Annotated in this window: 14 protein-coding genes; 3 read left to right on the top strand and 11 right to left on the bottom strand. The window is 70.5% G+C overall.

Annotated features, from left to right (window positions below; all coding sequences use genetic code 11):
- Positions 1–9 precede the first annotated feature (9 nt).
- From serS to ACVHNB_RS40730, 8 genes are all read right to left on the bottom strand, one after another.
- Entirely contained in the window at positions 10–1,281 is a 1,272-nt protein-coding gene (serS, locus tag ACVHNB_RS40765) for a serine--tRNA ligase (RefSeq protein WP_456227121.1), read from the bottom strand.
- A 651-nt stretch (positions 1,282–1,932) separates the two neighbouring features.
- Complete coding sequence (gene pheA / locus ACVHNB_RS40760; RefSeq protein WP_456227120.1) at positions 1,933–2,868, bottom strand: prephenate dehydratase; 936 nt, start codon at positions 2,866–2,868, stop codon at positions 1,933–1,935.
- A gap of 86 nt (positions 2,869–2,954) precedes the next feature.
- Positions 2,955–4,223, bottom strand: a complete 1,269-nt coding sequence (efeB, locus tag ACVHNB_RS40755; RefSeq protein ID WP_456227119.1) for an iron uptake transporter deferrochelatase/peroxidase subunit — start codon at positions 4,221–4,223, stop codon at positions 2,955–2,957.
- A gap of 6 nt (positions 4,224–4,229) precedes the next feature.
- Positions 4,230–6,122 (bottom strand): copper resistance CopC/CopD family protein, encoded by a 1,893-nt coding sequence (locus ACVHNB_RS40750; protein ID WP_456227118.1) that lies wholly within the window; start codon positions 6,120–6,122, stop codon positions 4,230–4,232.
- Between the two features lie 16 nt (positions 6,123–6,138).
- The gene (locus ACVHNB_RS40745; RefSeq protein ID WP_428953642.1) at positions 6,139–6,612 is read right to left on the bottom strand and encodes a copper chaperone PCu(A)C; all 474 of its coding nucleotides are present in this window, start codon (positions 6,610–6,612) and stop codon (positions 6,139–6,141) included.
- Positions 6,609–7,265 (bottom strand): SCO family protein, encoded by a 657-nt coding sequence (locus ACVHNB_RS40740; protein ID WP_456229005.1) that lies wholly within the window; start codon positions 7,263–7,265, stop codon positions 6,609–6,611. The genes ACVHNB_RS40745 and ACVHNB_RS40740 overlap by 4 nt, the downstream gene beginning before the upstream one ends.
- A 96-nt stretch (positions 7,266–7,361) precedes the next feature.
- Positions 7,362–8,105, bottom strand: a complete 744-nt coding sequence (locus ACVHNB_RS40735; protein WP_428953643.1) for a YcnI family copper-binding membrane protein — start codon at positions 8,103–8,105, stop codon at positions 7,362–7,364.
- A gap of 187 nt (positions 8,106–8,292) precedes the next feature.
- Positions 8,293–9,096 (bottom strand): hypothetical protein, encoded by an 804-nt coding sequence (locus tag ACVHNB_RS40730; RefSeq protein ID WP_456227117.1) that lies wholly within the window; start codon positions 9,094–9,096, stop codon positions 8,293–8,295.
- 191 nt (positions 9,097–9,287) lie between these two features.
- Between ACVHNB_RS40730 and ACVHNB_RS40725 the strand changes: the two genes are divergently transcribed.
- Positions 9,288–9,740 carry an ATP-binding protein gene (locus ACVHNB_RS40725; RefSeq protein ID WP_428953645.1) on the top strand — a complete coding sequence of 151 codons (453 nt, stop codon included), beginning with the start codon at positions 9,288–9,290 and terminating at the stop codon, positions 9,738–9,740.
- A 10-nt stretch (positions 9,741–9,750) separates the two neighbouring features.
- On the opposite strand, the gene ACVHNB_RS40720 is transcribed toward ACVHNB_RS40725, so the two are convergent.
- The 3 genes from ACVHNB_RS40720 to ACVHNB_RS40710 all read right to left on the bottom strand — a co-directional run bounded on the left by ACVHNB_RS40720 (position 9,751) and on the right by ACVHNB_RS40710 (position 13,674).
- Complete coding sequence (locus tag ACVHNB_RS40720) at positions 9,751–10,581, bottom strand: class I SAM-dependent methyltransferase (RefSeq protein ID WP_456227116.1); 831 nt, start codon at positions 10,579–10,581, stop codon at positions 9,751–9,753.
- A 95-nt stretch (positions 10,582–10,676) separates the two neighbouring features.
- Positions 10,677–12,140, bottom strand: a complete 1,464-nt coding sequence (locus tag ACVHNB_RS40715; protein ID WP_428953647.1) for an aminopeptidase P family protein — start codon at positions 12,138–12,140, stop codon at positions 10,677–10,679.
- Positions 12,141–12,282: 142 nt separating this feature from the next.
- Positions 12,283–13,674, bottom strand: coding sequence for a PP2C family protein-serine/threonine phosphatase (locus ACVHNB_RS40710; protein WP_428953648.1), 1,392 nt, complete (start codon positions 13,672–13,674; stop codon positions 12,283–12,285).
- 630 nt (positions 13,675–14,304) lie between these two features.
- On the opposite strand from ACVHNB_RS40710, the gene ACVHNB_RS40705 reads away from it, so the two are divergent.
- The gene (locus tag ACVHNB_RS40705) at positions 14,305–15,000 is read left to right on the top strand and encodes a bifunctional DNA primase/polymerase (RefSeq protein ID WP_428953649.1); all 696 of its coding nucleotides are present in this window, start codon (positions 14,305–14,307) and stop codon (positions 14,998–15,000) included.
- 56 nt (positions 15,001–15,056) lie between these two features.
- Complete coding sequence (locus ACVHNB_RS40700; RefSeq protein WP_456227115.1) at positions 15,057–15,737, top strand: hypothetical protein; 681 nt, start codon at positions 15,057–15,059, stop codon at positions 15,735–15,737.
- The last annotated feature ends 136 nt before the right edge of the window (positions 15,738–15,873 follow it).

The raw sequence follows: 15,873 nt of genomic DNA, 5'->3' as shown, positions 1-15,873 counted from the left end.
AGGCTGCGATTACTTGGGGTCAAGAGTGGTTCGTCCCCCGAGGTACGGCCGCAGCATCTCGGGCACCCGCACGGAGCCGTCGGCCTGCTGGTGATTCTCCAGGATGGCGACGATCGTGCGGGGGACGGCGCACAGCGTGCCGTTCAGCGTCGAGAGCGGCTGGACCTTCTTGCCCTCGCGCATGCGGATGGACAGGCGGCGCGCCTGGAAGCCGTTGCAGTTCGACGCCGAGGTGAGCTCGCGGTACTTGCCCTGCGTCGGGATCCACGCCTCGCAGTCGAACTTGCGCGAGGCCGAGGAGCCGAGGTCACCGGTGGCGACGTCGATCACCTGGAAGGGCAGTTCGAGGCCGGTCAGCCACTGCTTCTCCCACTCCAGGAGGCGCTGGTGCTCGTTCTCCGCGTCGTCGGGGTGGACGTACGAGAACATCTCGACCTTGTCGAACTGGTGCACCCGGAAGATGCCGCGGGTGTCCTTGCCGTACGTGCCGGCCTCGCGCCGGAAGCACGGCGAGAAGCCCGCGTAGCGCAGCGGCAGCTGGTCCGCTTCGACGATCTCGTCCATGTGGTACGCGGCGAGCGGGACCTCGGAGGTGCCGACCAGGTAGTAGTCGTCCTTCTCCAGGTGGTACACGTTCTCGGCCGCCTGGCCGAGGAAGCCGGTGCCCTCCATGGCGCGCGGGCGCACCAGGGCCGGCGTCAGCATCGGCGTGAAGCCGGCCTCGGTGGCCTGCGCGATCGCCGCGTTGACCAGCGCCAGCTCCAGCAGGGCGCCGACACCGGTGAGGTAGTAGAAGCGCGAGCCGGAGACCTTCGCGCCGCGCTCGACGTCGATGGCGCCGAGCGCCTCGCCGAGCTCCAGGTGGTCCTTGGGCTCGAAGCCCTCGGCACCGAAGTCGCGGATCGTGCCGTGCGTCTCCAGGACGACGAAGTCCTCCTCGCCGCCGCGCGGGACGTCGGGGTGCACGATGTTGCCCAGCTGGAGGGCGAGACGCTGGGTCTCCTCCTCGGCGTCCCGCTGGTCGGCCTCGGCGGCCTTCACCGCGGCCGAGAGCTCGCCCGTCTTCTTCAGCAGCTCCTGGCGCTCCTCGGGGGAGGCCTTGGGGATCAGCTTGCCGAGGGCCTTCTGCTCGGAGCGGAGTTCGTCGAAGCGGAGCCCGGACGACCTGCGCCGCTCGTCGGCGGACAGGACGGAGTCGACGAGCGCGACGTCCTCTCCACGGGCGCGCTGGGAGGCGCGAACACGGTCGGGGTCCTCACGGAGCAGGCGAAGGTCAATCACCCCTCCAGGCTACCGGTGCGCGGTTCCGGCTCTCGACCCGATATCCGATGCGTGGCTTTATGCCCTATTTGCCGGAATGTGAATTAAGGGCGGAGTGCGGCCGGAAAAGATCAACTAGGGACCCTGTGGGGGCACGTCAATAAGAGCGCCCCCTTTCCCCGAAAGGGCCATGATCGCCCCGGCCTCTTGACCTGACTCCCTTGCTGGAGGCGGGACTTGGGCACCCGTTGTCCACAGGAGTGTGCATCTTCGGCCAGTTATCCACAGGCTGTGAGAAAGAACTGTGGACACCGGAAGGGGTCGTTCCGAAAGCCGCATGTACGACGAAGGATTCCCGATCCAAACCCGCTTCATGCTCACTTTCGGGTGGAAATGCTTCACTCCAAAGAGTTGATCAAAGGAAAAGGATGGACGAGGGGTGACGTGGGGGGCTGTGGACGGACTTGTGGGCTGTAGGGCGATTTATCGACCATGTCATGCCTTCCTGTCGACTTGTCCCCAGGTCGAGAAGGTCACCTGTGGATAACTTTTGTGGATGAAGAAAATCCGCTGGTCGGACCGGGTGTGACGGCAACAAGAAGCCGGATCCGGCGGTGGAGAACCGGATCCGGCAGGGGTCGGACAGGGGACGACGGCCCCTGAGGCCCGCCCCTAGAACCGGCCGTCCTGGCAGCGCGCCAGCCAGTCGGACGCCGCCACGAACTCGCCGTCCGACGTCCCCGTCCGCAGCGGCCGCACGTCCTCGACGGCGACGCCCGCGCGTGGGTACGAACCGAGGTAGCGCACCTGCGGGCAGGCCCGCTTCAGCCCCATCAGCGCCTCCGCCACCCGGCGGTCCGAGATGTGCCCCTCCGCGTCGATCGCGAAGCAGTAGTCGCCGATGCCCGTGCCGGTGGGCCGGGACTGCAACAGCACCAGGTTGACGCCGCGGATCGAGAACTCCTGGAGCAGTTCCATCAGCCCGCCGGGGTGGTCGTCGGCCTGCCAGATGACCACCGACGTCTTGTCCGCACCGGTCGGCGCCGCGGGCCGCGCGGGCCTGCCCACCAGCACGAACCGGGTCTGCGCGTTCTCCGCGTCGTGGATCTCGGTGACCAGCGGCACCAGGCCGTAGCGCTCGGCCGCGAACTCCCCGGCGAAGGCGGCGTCGTAGCGCCCCTCCTGCACGAGCCGCGCCCCGTCCGCGTTCGACGCCGCGGACTCCCAGGTCACGTCCTCGCCCAGATGGGCCTTCATCCAGTTGCGGACCTGCGGCTGGGCGGCCGGGTGCGCGGTGACCGTCTTGATCTCGCCCAGCGTCGTGCCGGGGCGCACGAGCAGCGCGAAGGTGATGTCGAGCAGCACCTCGCGGTAGATCATCAGCGGCTCGCCCGCGACCAGCTCGTCGAGGGTCGTGGTGATGCCGCCCTCGACGGAGTTCTCGATCGGGACGAACGCGGCCTCGGCCTCGCCGCTGCGGACGGCGTCGAGCGCCGCCGGCACGGACACCATGGGGACGAGCTCCCGGGTGGCCGTCTCCGGAAGCGTGCGCAGGGCGACCTCGGTGAAGGTTCCCTCGGGGCCGAGATAGGCGTAGCTGGCTGGCATGGGGTCACCCTAATGGGCCCGGTACCGCCCGGCTCCCGGATGCGCCACCGGCCACCCCGACCGGCGACGGCAGCACCCGGAGGCGCTCAGCCCTCCAGCAACGCCTGCCCGACGTAGCCGCCCTCGGCCGCGCCGCCGGGCACCGCGAACAGGCCGCTCGCCTCGTGCCGGATGAACCGGGAGAGGGCGTCGCCGCGGTCGAGCTTGCGCTGCACGGGCACGAAGCCGCGCAGCGGATCCGCCTGCCAGCAGACGAACAGCAGCCCGGCGTCCGGGGCGCCGTCCGCGGCGAACCCGTCGTGGAAGGAGAACGGCCGGCGCAGCATCGCGGCGCCCCCGTTCTGGTCGGGGCGGCTGATGCGGGCGTGCGCGTTGATCGGGATGACCAGGTCGCCGTTCGCGTCCGTCTTCTCCAGGTCCGGCTCGGTCGTCTCCTTGCCGCCGGTCAGCGGCGCACCGGTCGACTTCCGGCGCCCGATCACGCCCTCCTGCGCCGCCGACGACTGCTTCTCCCAGTCGTCGAGGAGCATCCGGATGCGGCGTACGACGACGTACGAGCCGTTCGCCATCCATGCCGGGGAGCCCGAACCCGGCACGAAGATCCGCTTGTCGAAGTCGGACTCGGACGGTTTGGGGTTGTTGGTGCCGTCGATCTGGCCCATCAGATTGCGGGCCGTCATGGGCTGGGCGGTGGCGCCGGGTGAGCGGTTGAAACCGTTCATCTGCCAGCGCACCTTCGCCGCGCCGCCCGCGTCCTTCTGGAGGGCGCGCAGCGCGTGGAAGGCGACGAGGGAGTCGTTGGCGCCGATCTGCACCCACAGGTCGCCGTTGCTGCGGGCCTTGTCGAGATGGTCGGAGAAGAAGTCCGGCAGCGGGTCCAGCGCGGCGGGACGCTGCTTCTCCAGGCCCGTACGCGAGAAGAAGCTGTGGCCGAACCCGAAGGTGACCGTGAGCGAGGACGGGCCCGCGTCCCGGGCGACGTCGGTGTCGTCGGACGCCGACGCCCTGCCCGCCATCAGCCGCTCGGCGGTCGCCGACCAGCGGCGCAGCAGGGCGGCCGCCTCCTTGCGGCCCGCTCCCGCCGCCAGGTCGAAGGCGACGAGATGGCCGCGGGCCTGCATCGGGGTGGTGATGCCGGGCTGATGTTTCCCGTGAAACATCACCTCGTCCGCGCCCAGCGAGGTCAGCGCGGCCTGCTGGTCAGGGGAGTCCGAGGAGGCCACGGCGTATCCCGCGCCCGCGCCGACGGCACCGAGGGCGATGCCGGTGGCGCCCGCCGTCCCGATCAGACGGCGCCGGGAGATGCCGGTCGGGACGGTGTCCGGGGACGCCGTACGGCTTTCGGTGTCAGCCATGGTGGTTCAGCCGATCTTCGCGTTCTTGATGACGGTCACTTGGTCGATGTCGGACGTGCGCACGGTGACCGCGATCTTCCAGTCGCCCGCCCCGGGGATCTGTACGCCGCTCGCGGTCCAGTGCCCTGTGGCGATGCGGTCGGGCACGACGGACAGCGGGCCGATCTTCTTCGCCTCCAGAGTGAAGGCGACCTTCACCTCGGGGACGTCGAAGGCCTTCCCGCCCGGCCGCTCCACGTAGAGGTGCATCTCGTTGTCGCCGGTGCGGCCGGGGTCCAGGTCGAGCAGGACCGTGCCCTTGCCGTCCTCGCCGCCGGTGTCGAACGGCAGCTTGAGCGAGAGCGGTCCGGACCGGGTCTGCGCCGCCGAGGACGCGGACGTCGCCTCTTCCTCCGTGCGGCCCGGTTCGGTCGAGGTCAGCACCGTGGTGACGGCGAGCAGCACGACCGCGACACCCGCCTCGGCGAGCACCGAGCGGCGCAGGCCGAAGCGGTGCGGGTCGGCGTCGCGGACGCGCTTCTCGCGGGCGCTGGCCACCGCGGCGCGCTGACGGGCCAGCTGGGCGGCCCGCTCGGGGTCGTCCCCCTTGGCGGCGCCGACCGTGACCGGCTTCTTCTTCTCGGACGAACGCTGCTCCACCACGGTCGCGGCGGTGGCCTCGGGGGCCGGCTTCTCGGAGAGCCGGCTCGTCCACCTGCGGGAGATCCAGGCGATGCCGACGAGCACGGCGACGAGCCCGACCTTGAGCAGCAGCAACTGCCCGTAGCGCGTCCCGGTCAGCGCGGACCAGGAGCCGACCTGCCGCCACGACTGGTAGAGCCCCGTCGCGGTGAGCGCCACGACGCTGCAGAACGCCACCCGCGAGAAGCGGCGCACCGCCGACGCCTCGATGGAGGGCGCCCGGTACAGCGCGACGAGCAGCGTCGTCAGACCGCCGAGCCACGCGGCCACGGCCAGCAGGTGCAGGACGTCGACGGGCATGGCGAGTCCGGCCTGGATACCGGTCGAGGCGTGCTCGGCCATGGCCCAGGTCGCGCCGAGCCCGGCCGCGACGACGGCACCGCCGATGGCGAGCCCGAAGGTGAGGTCCTTGACCTCCTTCTTGTCGCCGTCTTCGGCCCGCTTCACATAAGCGCCGAAAAGCACCGCAATGAAGAGGGCGGCCGCGGCGAGCAACAGAAGACGGGACGTGAGCGCCGCGCCCGTCTTGGTCTGCAGCACCTGGCCGAGCAGCGACATGTCGAAGATGTCGCCGACCTTGCCGGAGCCGGTGTACGAGCCGCGCATCAGCAGCAGGGCCAGCGTGGCCGCGGTGAGCGCGGTCCAGCCGCTGACGACGACCCGCTGGACCGGCTTGATGCCGGCCCCGCGCGGCCAGCAGCCGAGGACGAACGCGGCGCCGCCCACGAGCAGGATGAAGCCCGCGTACGAGACGTAGCGCGCGACGCCGTAGAGGGCGCCGACGACGCCCCCGCCGGCGTTCTGGTCGGTCAGGACCGCCGAGGTCTTGGAGGGGGCGCCGATGGAAAAGGTGAAGGCGCCGGAGACGGGATGGCTGTCGGCCGAGACGACCTGGTAGGCGACGGTGAACGTGCCGTCCGGCAGGCCCGAGTGGAGCCCCACGGTGTACGTCGTGCCGCCGGTGTGGCCGATCTTCCCGCTGTCGACGCGCTTGCCCGCGGGGTCGAGCACGCGCACGGCGCCGCTGGAGATGGCGACGTCCTCGGAGAAGGTCAGCGACACCTGCTTCGGCGCCGCTTCGACCACCGCTCCCTGTTCCGGGTCGCTCCCGGTCAGCGCGGCGTGCGCGGACGCGGGGGCGGCGCCGGACAGCAGCGCGCCGGTGACGGCGAGGAACAGCAGCACCAGGTGCCGGAAACGGGGCGCGATGGTCTTCACGTACGGGTCAGCCCCTTCAGTGAGCAGCGTGCGCGGTGTGCGACGTCGGGTTGTAGGTGGCGGCCTTCACAGGGAAGGAGACGGTGCGGGTTCCGGCTTTGGTGAAGTGGAGCTTCACCGACACCTTGTCGCCTTCCTTCGGCTTCCGCTTGAGGTTTTCGAACATGAGGTGGTTGCCGCCCCGTTCGAAGTCCAGCTCGCCGTTCGCGGGCACGGCGAAGGACTTCTGTTCCTTCATCACGCCGCCCTTGGTGCTGTGCAGGGTGACCTGCCCGGCGATGTCGCTGCTGACGGAGTCGAGGGTGTCGGCGCCGCCGCTGTTGTGCACGAGGAAGAACCCGGCAGCCATGTCACCGGACGCGGGCTCGGGGATGAACGCGCCCGAGACCTTCATTTCCGGTGTGTCATCGGAACTGTCGGAGCCGCAGGCGGTGAGCGCGAGCCCGGAGGCCAGCACTATGGCGCCCAGCGCGACGGGCGTGCGCCTCACGGCTTCGCCCCCTTGATGATCTTGGGCAGGTCCTTGGTGTAGTCGTCGACGGTGGCGTCCTCGCCGTACAGGACATAGCCGCCGTTCGTCTTCGGCGAGAACGCGATGACCTGCGTGCCGTGCATCGACACGAGCTTGCCGTTCTTGTCCTTCTGTGTCGGCTCGATGGAGATGCCGAGCGTGCGGGCGCTGCCCTGGATGGTGGCGAAGTCGCCGGTCAGGCCGATGAAATCGGGGTCCTGCGCCTTGAGCCACTTGCCGAGCACGGCCGGGGTGTCCCGGTCGGGGTCGGTGGTGACGAAGACGACCTGGAGCTTGTCCTGCTCGGACTTGGGCAGGGCCTTCTTGGCGACGGCGATGTTGCTCATCGTCAGCGGGCAGACGTCGGGGCAGTGCGTGTAGCCGAAGTAGATCAGCGTCGGCTTGTCCTTGGTCTGCTCGCGCAGGTCGAACTTCTTGCCGTGGGTGTCGGTGAGGACCAGGTCCGGCTTCTCGAAGGGCTTGTCGAGGACCGTCGCGGCCTTCTGTGAACCGGTCTCGGTGGACACGTCGGCGACGGACTTGCCGCTGTCGTCGCCGCTGCCGCAGGCCGACAGGGCGAGGGTGGCCGCCGTGACCAGTCCGGCGGCGGCGAGCAGGGTCTTCTTGCTCATCTTCGTGGTCTTGCGCATAGAGAAATGTCCCAGATGTGAGGGGTCCGGCCGGTGCCGGGGTCGCCCACCGCGACCCCGGCACCCGCCATGGGTGGCTCAGCTGTTGGTACGCCGACGGCCGGCCAGAACGCCGAACGCCACACCGGCGACGCCGACGACAATGCCGACGATGCCGAGGACGCGGGCGGTGGTGTCGCTGTCGGAGCTGTCGGACGACGTGCTGGAGGCCGCGGTGGCCTCCTTCTTGTCGTCGTCGGAGGAGGCGCCGGACGCGCCGTGCTCGTCGTCGGTGGCCGCCGTCAGCGCCAGGGTGGGCGCCGGGTTCTCCGGCTCCTCCTGGCCCTTCTGCTGCGGCTCGATCCAGCGCACGACCTCCTTGTTGTCGTACGTCTGGATCGCCTTGAAGACGAGCTCGTCGGTGTCGGTCGGCAGTGCGCCGATGGAGACCGGGAACTTCTGGAAGTAACCGGGCTGGACGCCCTTGTCGTCGCCGGAGCCGGTCGCCGTCCAGGTGACCTTGGAGACGGCCTCGGTGATCTTCTCGCCGTGCATCTCCATCGGCTTGTCGAGCTTCGACTTGGTGACCTCGGCCTTCCAGCCCGGGATCGGCTGCGGCATGACCGAGGCGAGCGGGTGGTCGGTCGGGAAGGTGACCTCGAGCTTGGTGGTCGCGGCGTCGTCGCGCTCGTTCGGCACCTTGAAGTCGACCACGGCGTAGCCGCCCTTGGCGGCGGGGCCCTCCGGCTGCACGCTCACGTGCGCGAAGGCCGGAGCGGACACGAGGACGACGGAGGAGACGGCGGCGGCACCGACGAGAGCGGCGCGGGACATCTTCTTCATGGCAGTGAGAACTCCACGTTCAGCGGGATCCAACGAAGGGTGAGAGGGCGCGCCCGCGAAACACCGCACTACAGAGCGGCGAAGAAACCGCAGTATGAGCGGCGGACAGCGGGTACGCGCGCGTGCCGCACAGCACGCCTCACCTCACGCGGGACCACGCGGGTCGCGGCGGAGTACGGATGCTGTGTCAGGCAGCGAGAAGGAACGCTTCGGCGGCGGGTGGCCCACGCCGGATCACCGAGTGCTGAAGCACCGCGGCCCGCGGGGCGGGTGGAGCGGTGAACCCGGCGCGGGGCGCGCACGGGAGGACCTCGTGCGTGCCGGGAAGGCCCGCCTTCAGAGCGCGTACGAGAGCGAGAGCCGCGCGCAGGGAACGGACGAGTGCCCCTTCCGCGACTCCCTGCGCCGACAGCTTCGAGAGCCGCACGATCCGGCCCAGGGCGAGATCGCCGTGGCGCAGCAGCCAGCCGGCGCCGACCGCGGCGAGCAGGTGTCCGATGAGCATCGGCAGGGACGGCAGCAGCGGCATCGAGGAGCCGGCCATGGCCGCCATGTCGGTGTGCGTGCCACCGGCGGCGCCCGACGGGACCCGGGCCTGGTCGAGGATCCGCTGCGCCTGCACCGGGCTGAGCGCCGAGGCACCCGCCCCGCACATCAGCCGCGCGGCCCGCTCCACGACGGAGGGCTCCCCGGCGCTCATGGTCATCGAGCCGCCGTGCTGCCCGAGCGCGAAGAGGCTGTGCAGGCCGATCTGCCCGATCCCCAGCGTGACGGCGATGCCCGGCAGCGACCGCTCGCGGCCGGCCAGTGGCGCGGTCACGCAGAAGGCGGTGAGGAAGCCGAGCGACAGCGTCCACCACGGAACCGTGGCGGTCGAACCGAGGACGTGCCCCGCCGCGGACAGCACGACGCAGACCGCGGCGAACATCGCGGCCCTCAGCAGCCGGAGATCGGCCGCGCTGTGCGCCTTGCGCGTGTGGGGGGCAGACATGGCGGGCTCATCATCCCACTGGCCTTACCGGTCCCATACGGCAGGTCCACAAGGTCCGGAATCTCCTTTACAGGCAGGGACGCCCCTCTCGCATCGGCCGTATGGGCGGTATCACCTCAACTCCGCGATTGCACGCGGCCCGTGGCGGCAATACGTATCGGTATGTCGAGCCGCGGCCTGGAGGCTGGAACATGAGCATCTGGTGGTCCCTCCATCTGCGGCGCGATGCTGCGAGCGTTCCGCTCGCCCGGCGTCTCCTCATGGGCACCATGGAGACCGCTGGTGTCGACCCCGACATCTCCTACGACCTGGCGGTCGCTCTCAGCGAGGCGTGTGCGAACGCCGTCGAGCACGGCGGGAACACGATCGCCAGCGAGTCTTCGGGCGCATACAGGGTCACCGCTTACCTGGACGGCGAGAAGTGCCGCATTGAAGTCGCCGATTCCGGCCCGGGCTTCCCTTCCAGAAGCCGCGCGGCGCTCCGACCGGCACCCGACGAGGCCGAGAACGGCCGCGGCCTCTGTCTCATTCACGAACTCGCCGACCACGTACATGTCGCCAACAAGCCCGGCAGGGGCGGTGCCGTGGTCAGCTTCGACAAGATCCTCAAGTGGAAGAAGGACACCCCGCTGATGGCGGTGTGATCCGGCGCCCTCAAGAAGCGTCGGCGAAACGCACGACGGCCGTCATGGTGGGCCGCAGGTTCCGCAGCGCCGGCACCTTCCCCAGCAGGGGTGCGAGCGTCCTGTAGTAGGCGCCCCGGCCGCGCGGCAGCGGCAGTTCCCGGACCTCACGGATCGCCGGATGCGCCGTGCGTACCCTGTCCAGCTCCCCCGCGTTCAGGCCCCAGGGCATCGGCGGAGTCTCGTACCCCTGCTTGGTACGCATCTCCCCGCGGATCGTGCGCTCGCTGAACCAGCGCGGCACCGCGTCGAACACCAGCGCCCCGCCGCCGAACCGCTCGGCGCAGCCCGCGATCAGCTGCCGGACCTCCGGCGGCCGCAGATACATCAGCAGGCCCTGTGCCGTGATCAGCACCCCGCGCGAGGGGTCGACCTCGTCGCGCCAGGACAGGTCGAGGGCCGACCGGGCGAGGATGCGCTGCCGCTCCCCGCCCGGCAGCAGCGCGCGCCGCACCCCGGCGGTCTCCGGCAGCTCCACGCACAGCCACCGCGCCCGCCCGTTGTCCACACGCCAGAACTGCGTCTCCAGGCCCTCGGCGAGCGTGACGACCGTGCCGTCCGGATGGTCGGCCAGGAAGTCCCGTACGGCGTCGTCGAAGGTGCGTACGCGCAGCGCCTGCCCCTGCGCGAGCAGCGGGCTGGGCGCGCCGAACGTCTCCTCGAAGGGGTAGTCGACGCGCTCGACGAGCTCGACGGCCTTCGGGTCCTCGAGGACCGGATCGGGCTGCCGCGCCTCGAAGGCACGGTGGTAGAGGTTCCACAGCAGCGTCTCCGGTACGCCGCTCAGCTCGACTGACGTCATACATGTCTCCTGTGGGGGGCGATCCACGCGCCGGGGGCCGTGCACGACGCGGTCGTGCACGGCCCCCGGCCACACCTGCTTCTGTTTGCCGAGGATCAGCCCTTCAAACGGGCCATCCAGGCCTCGACCTCGTCGGCCTTGCGCGGCAGCCCGGCCGACATGTTCCGGTTACCGTCCTCGGTGACGAGGATGTCGTCCTCGATGCGGACGCCGATACCGCGGTACTCCTCGGGCACGGTCAGGTCGTCGGCCTGGAAGTACAGACCCGGCTCGACGGTGAGCACCATGCCGGGCTCCAGCGTGCCGTCCACGTACGTCTCGGTCCGCGCGACGGCGCAGTCGTGGACGTCCATGCCGAGCATGTGGCCGGTGCCGTGCAGGGTCCAGCGGCGCTGCAGCCCCAGCTCCAGGACGCGCTCGACCGGACCCTCGACCAGACCCCACTCGACGAGCTTCTCGGCGAGCACACGCTGCGAGGCGTCGTGGAAGTCGCGGTACTTGCCGCCCGGCTGCACGGCCGCGATACCGGCCTCCTGGGCCTCGTACACGGCGTCGTAGATCTTCCGCTGGATGTCGCTGTACGTGCCGTTGATCGGCAGCGTGCGCGTGACGTCGGCGGTGTAGTACGTGTGCGTCTCGACACCGGCGTCGAGCAGCAGCAGGTCGCCGGAGCGGACCGGGCCGTCGTTGCGGACCCAGTGCAGGGTGCAGGCGTGCGGGCCGGCGGCGCAGATGGAGCCGTAGCCGATGTCGTTGCCCTCGACGCGGGCGCGCAGGAAGAACGTGCCCTCGATGTAGCGCTCGCTGGTCGCCTCGGCCTTGTCCAGGACCTTCACGACGTCCTCGAAGCCGCGCACCGTCGAGTCGACGGCCTTCTGCAGCTCGCCGATCTCGAACGCGTCCTTCACGATCCGCGCCTCGGAGAGGAAGACCCGCAGCTCCTCGTCACGCTCGGCGGTGACCTTGTCGGTCAGCGCGGCCTCGATGCCGGCGTCGTAGCCGCGCACGACGCGCACCGGGCCGGTGGCCTCGCGCAGCGCCTCGGCGAGCTCGCGCACGTCGGAGGCGGGGATGCCGTGGAGCTTCTCGGCCTCGGCCAGGGAGTGCCTGCGGCCCACCCACAGCTCGCCGTCGCCGCCCAGCCAGAACTCGCCGTTCTCCCGGTTCGAGCGCGGCAGGAGGTAGATCGTCTCCTTGTGCCCGCCGGCCGTCGGCTCCAGCACGAGGACGCCGTCCTCGGTCTGGTTGCCGGTGAGGTACGCGTACTCGACGGAGGCGCGGAAGGCGTACTCCGTGTCGTTCGAGCGGGTCTTCAGGTTGCCCGCGGGGACGACGAGGCGCTCGCCCGGGAAGCGGGCGGACAGGGCCTTGCGGCGCGCGGCCGTCTCGGCGGCCTGGGCGATCGGCTGCAGGTCGTGGAGCTCGGTGTCGGCCCAGCCGGCCTTCATGTTCTCGGCGAGCTCGTCGGACACGCCCGGGTAGAGGCCGTTCTTGCGCTGCTTGATGGGCTCGTCGCCCTCAGGGGCTTCCGGGATCTCCGGGGTGAGCTCCTCCGACACGGTTCCTCCTCGACGCGGGCCTGGTGAAAGGCCCGGGTATGACCTGGGTATGGCCTGAAATGGCAGTGGACCCCCTCCATCGTACGAGCGTACGGAAGGGGGTCCAGGGGCGGAGGGCCTGTTACCAGCAGCGTTCGCGGGGTCACTCGAAGCGGGCCGCGAGCAGCACCACGTCCTCGTCGCTGTCCACCGCGTCGAGTCCGTCCGGGAGCACCGCGCGCAGCACGTGGTCGGCGATCGCGCCGGGGTCGTCGCGGATCGCCCTGGGGACGCTCGCCGCTGCCGCGTGCAGCCGGGCGAAGGCGCGGTCCATGGGATCGCCGGTGCGACGCAGCAGGCCGTCCGTGTACAGCAGCACCGTCTCGCCCGGGTCCGGCGAGATCTCCACGCTCGGCGCCTCCCAGCAGGCGAGCATGCCGAGCGGCGCGGACAGGGTCGTCTCCGCGAACTCCGTGCGCCGCTCCCCGATCACCAGGGGCGGGCAGTGCCCGGCGCCCGCGAGGACGATCTTGCGCGGGCCGGGCTCGCAGTACGCGAACAGGGCGGTCGCGCTGCGGGCCGGCTCGGTCAGCCGCAGGAGCAGCTCCAGGTCGGACAGGACCGCGACGGGGTCCTCGCCCTCCATCACCGCGTACGCCCGCAGGGAGGCGCGCAGCCGGCCCATCGCGGCGACGGCGCTCGCGCCGGATCCGGTGACCGAGCCGACCGCGAGGCCGAGCGCCGCTTCGGGCAGCGGCAGCGCGTCGTACCAGTCGCCGCCGCCGCGCGGCCCGGTGCGGTGGCGGACGGCGAGCTGCACACCGGAGACGCGCGGCAGCCGAGCGGGCAGCAGTTCGTCGGTCATCGTGCGCGACCACGCGCGCGTGCGCTCCAGTTCGAGCAGGCGGGCCAGGTGCTCGGAGGCGTGCCGGGCGTACAGGCCGATGAGGTGGCGCTGGCGCTCGACGGGCTCGGCGGGCTCGTCGTAGAGCCAGACGGCGGCGCCGAGCCGGCCCGCGTCGTCGGTGGCGAGCGGCAGGGCGTAACTCGCCGCGTAGCCGAGGCGCGCGGCGACCTCGCGGTGGCGCGGGTCGAGTCCGTCCTCGGAGAGCAGGTCGGCGCGCGCCTCGTCCTCGGTGCTGAATCCGTCGAGGATCCGCCCGTACGACGTCGCGCCGCGGGGCACCGTCTCGATGTGGCCGAGGTCGGGCCGGGACAGGCCGAGGCCGACGGTGGTGTCGGGGCCGAGCCCGTCGGCCGGTTCCAGCACGACAAGACCGCGCCGGGCGCCCACCAGGGCGGCTCCGGCGCGCAGGAGTTCGTGCAGTGCCTCGTCGAGTGCTGCCGTGCGGGCCAGCCGTTCCGTGAGTTCGTGCAGGGTCGTGAGGTCGGAGACCCAGCCGGCGAGTCTGTCCTGGATCACGGCTCCGGGGGCGGCCGGTGCGGGAGCGACCGGTGGGGCCGCAGGCGCGGGCGCGACGGTGTGGGCGGGAGAGGGAACCTGTCCAGGAGGGGAATCGATTCCAGCCACTTTCGGCAGGCGTGGGGCTGTCATGGCTTCCGGCTTTCCGGCTGGTGCATATTGCTCAATAGCATCGCAAACCCCCATGTCAGCCTTATTAGCTCTGCGCCGCTAGCAATGTCTCCACATCTACACGCACTGGAGAGGGGATGTCCAGCATTGTCCTGCTGGGATTCCTGGTGTCCATGGTGCTCAAGTGGCTTCTGCGGTAATGCGATCTCTGTTCTCCCTCGTGATCACGTACCGATCTTGATCGTTCCAAGTTGGCCAAAAAGCGACTCAGGGAACAGCATATTGAGGTCGACTGGCATTGTTCGACGGAGCGTCATAGCGGCCGCGGTGGGTACGTACTCGGAGAAGACCAGGGGTAGTTGGGATCCACCCGGAACCTGGTGACGGACCCGGGCGTCATAACCATCGACGACCGTGCCCCATCCTCCCGTGGGGGAGGCGGCGAGAAATACGCGGGACGGCAAACGCCAGGCACCGCCACCCCACGCCAGGCTTTTAAAGGACACAGCAGGCGCTCGGACTATAGGGGTCACCGCTGCCTCAGGCCGACGATCCAGGCTGAGGTCAGGTGCTCCAGCACGTACGCACAGTGACTGATCGACACATGGTGTGATGTGGCCCTCGGCGTTCAACGGAAAGGAACGAGCGCTCATGCGCGAGATCCTCGGAAGGCGACGCAGGCTCCTGTCCAGGCGTGACAGCGGGAAGTCTGACCTGATCAGCGCGGCCCTCACGTTCGCGACAGCGTGGCAGTGGCCGGTCCTGCCGGGCATAGGGCTCGCGGCGGCGGGACGCCGCGACGGCGTTCGCTGCGCCTGCCCCGACCCGGAGTGCACGGTGCCCGGTGCCCACCCCTTCGACCCGGGACTCCTCACCGCGACGACCGACGAGCGCATGGTCCGCTGGTGGTGGACCAACCGCCCCGGAGCCCCGATCGTGCTCGCTACAGGTGCCTCGTCCGGTGCCTCCGGGGGGCGCGCACCCTGCGCCGTGAGCCTCCCGGCCGTCGCGGGCGCCCGTGCGCTCGCCGCACTCGAGCGCGCCGACGTACGGCTCGGCCCGGTCATCGCGACCCCGGAGCGCCTGTTCATCCTCGTGGCGCCGTACTCCATGGAGCAGCTGGGTGAGCTCCTGTATGCGCAGGACTTCGTCCCCGGCTCGCTCCGCTTCCACGGGGAGGGCGGCTATATCGCGCTGCCCCCGTCCACCACGGGCGCGGGGCAGGTCCGCTGGGAGCGTGCGCCGCTGCCCGGTTCGGCGGCGCCCTGGACGCCCGATGTGGAGGCCGTGGTCGACGCGGTCGTGGATGCCCTCACTCGTACGGGTGTGAGCGCGCCCGAGTTGTAGCGGAATCGGGCGCGCGGCGAGCGGCCGGCAGGGGTGTGCGCCGATATGTTCGGCGCATGCCTGCCGCGCCACCCTTCTCCACGCTCTCGAACGGGCCCGAGCAGGGGAGACCCCATTCGCGCCTCCGTCTGTTCGGACTTCTCGCCGTGGTGGTGCTCACCGCCGTACTGCCGTTGGCGGGCGCGTCCGCCGGTCCGGTGGGCGAGGGGTCCGGGCGACCGGCCGCCGAGAAGGCGGAATCGGCGTCGGAGGGCACGGCCGACAAGGTCGACGACAAGACCGACGGCACGGCGGATCGTACGAAGGACGGTGCGACGGGCGGCGCCGCGGACCAGAAGCCCGATGCGGCGCCGGACCGTCCCCGGTCCTCCCTCCTGACCGGACTGGGCCTGACGGTCGCCGCCCACTGCGGTCCCCAACTCGCCTCCCCCGAGGGCATCGAGGCGCAGACCTGTGTGCTCAGCAAGGGGCAGGACACCTGGGCGCGCACCTACTACCGCAACACGACGGGCGCGGAGCTGACCGCCGTGCTGACCCTGATGGCGCCCGGCGGGCGCACGGTGCAGATCCATTGCGCGGTGGCCGCGGAGGACGAGCCCGGCATGTGCGAGACCCCGCGGGAACGGACCCGGGCGGACCTCCCCCGCTACGCCGCGGTCGTGGAGTACGCGGCCGGTGCCGATGACCCGCTGCTGTTGAGGTCGGGCAGCAACTCGGCGCCCGCGTACGGGGGTTGAGGCGCGCCGACCGTTCGCAGGCATGAAAGCGCCCGGTTGCTGGCGACGGGGGATGCACCAGCAACCGGGCTACTTGAACGGTAACAAGAGATCGGCAGTTAGCAAATTCGATCTCTTCTATTCGGACATGGATTTA

This window comes from Streptomyces sp. YJ-C3, assembly GCF_053891275.1.
The sequence above is the reverse complement of the archived record's forward strand: the minus strand, read 5'-3'. Positions and strand labels throughout refer to the sequence as shown.